This window comes from Anaerovibrio sp. (genome assembly GCF_045637405.1).
In the GTDB taxonomy this organism is placed as follows: Bacteria; Bacillota; Negativicutes; order Selenomonadales; family Selenomonadaceae; genus Anaerovibrio.
In genome coordinates, this window is sequence record NZ_JAZTZI010000041.1 from 1 (window position 1) to 5,752 (window position 5,752).

General features: G+C 43.8%; 4 protein-coding genes. All 4 read left to right on the forward strand.

Annotation, left to right across the window (positions count from 1 at the left end; translation table 11 throughout):
- A partial coding sequence (locus ACKI5G_RS03210) for a flagellin (protein WP_407397598.1) occupies positions 1-286 on the forward strand: 286 nt, incomplete at its 5' end.
- A 242-nt stretch (positions 287-528) separates the two neighbouring features.
- Positions 529-1,830, forward strand: coding sequence for a flagellin (locus tag ACKI5G_RS03215; RefSeq protein WP_407397600.1), 1,302 nt, complete (start codon positions 529-531; stop codon positions 1,828-1,830).
- A gap of 196 nt (positions 1,831-2,026) precedes the next feature.
- On the forward strand, positions 2,027-4,378 hold the full coding sequence (locus ACKI5G_RS03220) for a flagellin (RefSeq protein ID WP_407397602.1): 2,352 nt from the start codon (positions 2,027-2,029) through the stop codon (positions 4,376-4,378).
- A gap of 203 nt (positions 4,379-4,581) precedes the next feature.
- The coding region (locus tag ACKI5G_RS03225) for a flagellin (protein WP_407397604.1) at positions 4,582-5,752 on the forward strand (1,171 nt) is incomplete at its 3' end.

Below are 5,752 nucleotides of genomic sequence, written 5' to 3' on the forward strand. Positions count from 1 at the left end.
TCAGGCTAAGGCCAATGCTGCTATCAACGCTTTGGATGCAGCTATTCAGAAGGCTCTTGACCAGCAGACCTCCATCGGTGCCGCTGAGTCCCGTCTCGAGTACACTCAGGCTAACCTGACCACTGCAAGCGAGAATGTAACCAGTGCAGAGTCCGTAATCCGTGATGCTGATATGGCTAAGGAAATGACTAACTACACTAAGAACAACGTTCTCTTACAGGCTGCACAGTCCATGCTGTCTCAGGCTAACCAGAGCAGCTCCAATGTACTCAGCCTGCTCCAGTAAATTAAGTATTTGGTTACTAATATTAATAAAAAAATACAACCATACATTTGGGCTGGTCCTCGGACCAGTCCTTTTCTATTTTCAAAATTTTTTTATTTATATTTAAGTAATTCAGCTTCTCTCCCGATAATATTGTCAGATAAATGAAAATGAGCTAGGGCAATACCAAATGAAGCCTTGGCCCAAAAGCTAAAAACAGGCAGGGACGCCTGTAAATGTTTAAAATCAAGGAGGAATTTATCATGGCTATGGTTGTAAAGAACAACATGTCCGCAATTAACACCCTGAACACTCTGAACAAGAACACTAATGCTCTCAAGAAGAGCTTGGAAAAGGTTTCTTCCGGTATGAAAATCAACAGCGCAGCTGATGATGCATCCGGCTACGCTATTTCCGAGAGAATGCGTGTTCAGATCCGTTCCTTGGATCAGGCAAATCAGAATGCTCAGAACGGCGGCTCTATGATGAAGGTTGCTGAAGGTGCTGTAAGTTCCACTGTTGAAATTCTGAAGACTCTGAAGGAAAAGGCAGTAAACGCAGCAAACGATACCAACACAGATAGTGACCGCGCTACTATCCAGAAGGAGCTTGACCAGTCCATTGACCAGATTAATGACAACGCCAATGTTACCTTCAACGGCAAGTACTTGGTAGATGGTTCTCACAACAAGAAGACCATTGCTACCACTACCCGCATGACTAACCAGAGCTTGTCAACTACAACACTGAAGTCAACTGATTTGACTGCATTGCGGGCTCGTAATGGTGACAGCCTGAACATCCACAGCACCGATACTGTAACTGTATCCTATGTTAAGGATGGGAAGACTTACACGTCTTCAGCTATGGTTAAGGATATTGGAGATTTGGAAACTGCAGTTAGTAAGTTGACCGGTGGTGCTATTACAATTGCAAGTGCAACTTCTTCTATCGGTATTGATGGTTCCAAGAATGCAGTCAACACTGCTTCCGGTGAGAATGCCATTACTTTGTCTGCCAAGACTGCTGGTATTGACGACCAGATTGCTGGCTTCACCATGTACATTACCGATAACAAGGGTAATGTAAACAAGGCTGCCAACGCTTCCCTGGATGCATTCGAGGAGTCCATCCGTGCTCAGAACGATTCTGAGGATAACTCCATCGTTCTTCAGGTAGGTACTAAGGCTGGCCAGTCCATCAAGGTTGGTCTTACCGACATGAAGGCTCATGCTCTTGGTCTCCAGGGTACTGATGGTTCCACCATCTCCGTAGGTACTCAGGCTAAGGCTAACGCCGCTATCAACGCTCTTGATGCAGCTATTCAGAAGGCTCTCGATCAGCAGACTACCATCGGTGCCGCTGAGTCCCGTCTCGAGTACACTCAGGCTAACCTGACCACTGCAAGTGAGAACGTAACCAGTGCAGAGTCTGTAATCCGTGATGCTGATATGGCTAAGGAAATGACCAACTACACTAAGAACAACGTTCTGCTCCAGGCTGCACAGTCCATGCTGTCTCAGGCTAACCAGAGCAGCTCCAACGTACTCAGCCTGCTCCAGTAATTCTTGGATAGTAGAGTTACAAATTAACACAACCATAAATTTGGACCGTCCTTCGGGACGGTCCTTTTTTCGTGTTTGTCAACTTTTTTTGCCCAAAGCTTTAGAAATGACATTATAATTACGATTAATAAGTTGAAGTCTATTATAGTTACTTTAAGGATGATAATTTAGCATGGATGCTAGGCGGTGGATGTAAATGGTAATCGCGAATAATGCTTCTGCAGGATTTATCCTGGGAACGCTAAACAGAAATATAAATAAAAAATCGAAAGCCTCTGGTCAGTTGTCCTTGGGGGAGAAAATCCGCAATGCGGGAGATGATGCTTCTGGTTATGCTATCTCCGAGAAAATGCGGGTAAAAATCCGTTCCTTGGATCAGGCGGATGCCAATGTGCAGAATGGCGCGTCTATGTTGCGGGTTGCCGAAGGGGCGATCCAAAGTCAGATAAACCTTATGCGCACCATCAAGGAAAAGGTTATTGATGCCCATAATGATACCAATACTGATATGGATCGGGCAATTATCCAAAAGGAAATAACCAATTATTATAATGAAATTAATGATATTGCAGCGGAAACCACCTTTAATGGGAAACACCTGCTGTTAGGAACCAAGGTAGACGAGGCAGTAAAAAGCTGGTACAAGCTGGACCATGCAGAAAAGCTGGATGGTAGTGATAGTTTTAATTTCGTTTCCGGCAGTGAAAGTACTCTTGATGGGCAGACAGGTCCATTTGCTTTATTTGGTACATCTACGGATGTGCCCTCTTATGACGGATATAAAATAAATGATGTGCGTTTGCTGCCGCAAAGTGTTACGGGTACTGCTGACGAATCTAGAGTTATTGGAGTAAATTTTACTACCAATAAGAATGGATTAAATAATAAGGCATTTAAGATAGTGTATCCCGAAGGTGAACAAACTTTTGTGTTCACTTATGATATGAGTGCAAATTATAGAGGAACTAATGTTCATAAAGTTGATCTTAATAGTGAGTCTGCTGTGGAGCTTGTTATTAGAGATCTAGCAGATTTAATAAGTAATTATGTAAATGTTGATTATGATTCTAAGTATACAGGCCTTGGAACAAAAAAAATCCTCCTTACTACGATTGAAGCTGGAGCAATTACTGATGAACCTTCGTTATATGATGTAGTGGGTGTGGATTTGCCTGGTGGAGATGAATATACGCATGCTGCACCTTTACCTGATAGTATGATTACTCATCATGAGAAGCATGGAAAAGATGGTGATACTGCCACTTGGAATATTGATTTATCAGGCTATAGCAGCGCAGAAGATTTAATATCATACTTTAAGGGCAAGGCTATTTATCATAGTGGAAATGGGAAATATTATGAATTTATTGATAGCAGCAAATCTCCGACTATTGACAGCGTTTCTAAGATAAGTGGGGCGACGGTGATTGACCTTAATAGCATTCGTAGTGCGGTAAGCTCAGGTCAGACAGTAGCAAAGGCCTTTGCCAATTTGGTTGTTTCAAAGATTGGTTCCTCTTTGGCAGAAGCTGTAACCGATACTTCTGGACAAGTGACTGGTGTTAATATTAGGGCTACAGTTCGTGGTACCGAGGGAAACAGTCAAAGTGTATCAATAAAACAAGGAGACCTTCGTGATTACACTTTAGACTTTAATTCTATACTCGGTGGGGTATCCGGTGCAGATATTCCGGGAAAGCTGAATGGTCAAGGTTTTAGATTCTATGACGCTACCGATGCCAATAAATGGGTCAATGTGTTGTTTTATGATGGAATAAATCCAAATGACGACCCACGTCCAGCCAGTGGTGGTCACGGTATGGATATTGATACTATTGTTTTTGATATCTCTGATGTGGACAGTGTGGATTCGTTGCTAAAAACTATTTATAGAGGTGACGGCGACAAGAATAAGCAGGGGTTATCTCAGTTTTTGGCTAATTCCAGTCAGAATTTCCGGGTGGCAGCGGACTATACGGCTGGTACAATTACCATCTATGATAACCGTAAGTATACGGTCCTCAACGGTCAGACGGAAAAAGGGGCTAAGATAGCTAATGGTGTATACGATAATGTAGTCAATGATTATCGCAATACCTATGTGAATGATTTGGTTATCCAGCATACGGATAAATCCAGTGCCAATATTCATGTACGGATTCCTCAAACCACCATGGATCAGATTTTTGGATACAAGGTGGGGGCCGGTTCCTTGGATGACTACAGTGTGATGACCTCCGAAAAGAGGGAATTTCTGTTGGGCCAGGATTATCCGACTCCGATACAGGGGGCCTTGGATAAGGGGATACAGTATCTCATCGATGCCAACACTTTGATAGGTGCTCAGATAGTCCACATGGAAAGTGCCGATGCCAATATCGTCACGGAGCTGGAGAATACCACTGCCGCTGAGTCTACTATCCGTGATGCGGACATAGCCAAAAGCGCCATGGACTTGGCTACGGCCAATATCCTGAGCCAATCAGCCCAGGCTATGCTAAGTCAGTTTAATCACAGCTCCTCGGATGTGCTGAGCCTCTTGCAGTGATATATATGAAGAGTCGCCCAAACGGACGGCTCTTTTTTCTTAAATAAATTTTTTAAAATTATATTTAAGTAATTTGAACTACCACCCGATATTATTGTCAGATAGATGAAAATGAGCTAAGGAAATCCAAAATAAACCTTGGCCCAAAAAGTTGATAACAGGCAAGGATGCCTGTAAATGTTAAAATCAAGGAGGAATTTATCATGGCTATGGTTGTAAAGAACAACATGTCCGCAATTAACACTCTGAACACTCTGAACAAGAACACTAACGCTCTCAAGAAGAGCTTGGAAAAGGTTTCTTCCGGTATGAAGATCAACAGCGCAGCTGATGATGCATCCGGCTACGCTATTTCCGAGAGAATGCGTGTTCAGATCCGTTCCTTGGATCAGGCAAATCAGAATGCTCAGAACGGCGGCTCTATGATGAAGGTTGCTGAAGGTGCTGTAAGCTCTACTGTAGAAATCCTGAAGACTTTGAAGGAAAAGGCAGTAAACGCAGCCAACGATACCAACACCGATAGTGACCGTGCAACTATCCAGAAGGAGCTTGACCAGTCCATTGACCAGATCAATGACAACGCCAATGTTACCTTCAACGGCAAGTATTTGGTAGATGGTTCCCACAATAAGAAGACCATTGCTACTACTACTCGTATGACTAACCAGAGCATGTCTACTGCTACAGCAGGTACTACTAAGTTAGTAGATTTGGCAGCCCGTAACGGCGACAGCCTGAACATCCACAGCACTGATACTGTAACTGTATCCTATGTTAAGGATGGTAAGACTTATACTTCTTCCATGCAGGTTGGTTCAACTGCAACTTTAGCACAGGCTGTTAGCAAGCTGACTAGTGGTGCTATTACAATTGCAAGTGCAACTTCTTCTATCGGTATTGATGGTTCCAAGAATGCAGTAAACACTGCTTCTGGTGAGAATGCCATTACTTTGTCTGCCAAGACTGCTGGTATTGACGACCAGATTGCTGGCTTTACTATGTACATTACCGATAACAAGGGCAATGTAAACAAGGCTGCTAATGCTTCCCTGGATGCATTTGAGGAGTCCATCCGTGCCCAGAACGCTTCTGAGGATAACTCCATCGTTCTCCAGGTAGGTACCAAGGCTGGTCAGTCCATCAAGGTTGGTCTTACCGACATGAAGGCTCATGCTCTTGGCCTTCAGGGTACTGATGGTTCTACCATCTCCGTTGGAACTCAGGCTAAGGCTAACGCTGCTATCAACGCTCTGGATGCAGCTATCCAGAAGGCTCTTGATCAGCAGACCACCATTGGTGCCGCTGAGTCCCGTCTCGAGTACACTCAGGCTAACCTGACCACTGCAAGCGAGAATGTAACTAGTGCAGAGTCCG

What these genes read in the sequence shown, in the direction of transcription:
- ACKI5G_RS03220 (WP_407397602.1), top strand. Translation starts at nt 2,027, where the DNA reads ATGGTAATCGCGAATAATGCTTCTGCAGGATTTATCCTGGGAACGCTA.
- ACKI5G_RS03215 (WP_407397600.1), top strand. Translation starts at nt 529, where the DNA reads ATGGCTATGGTTGTAAAGAACAACATGTCCGCAATTAACACCCTGAAC.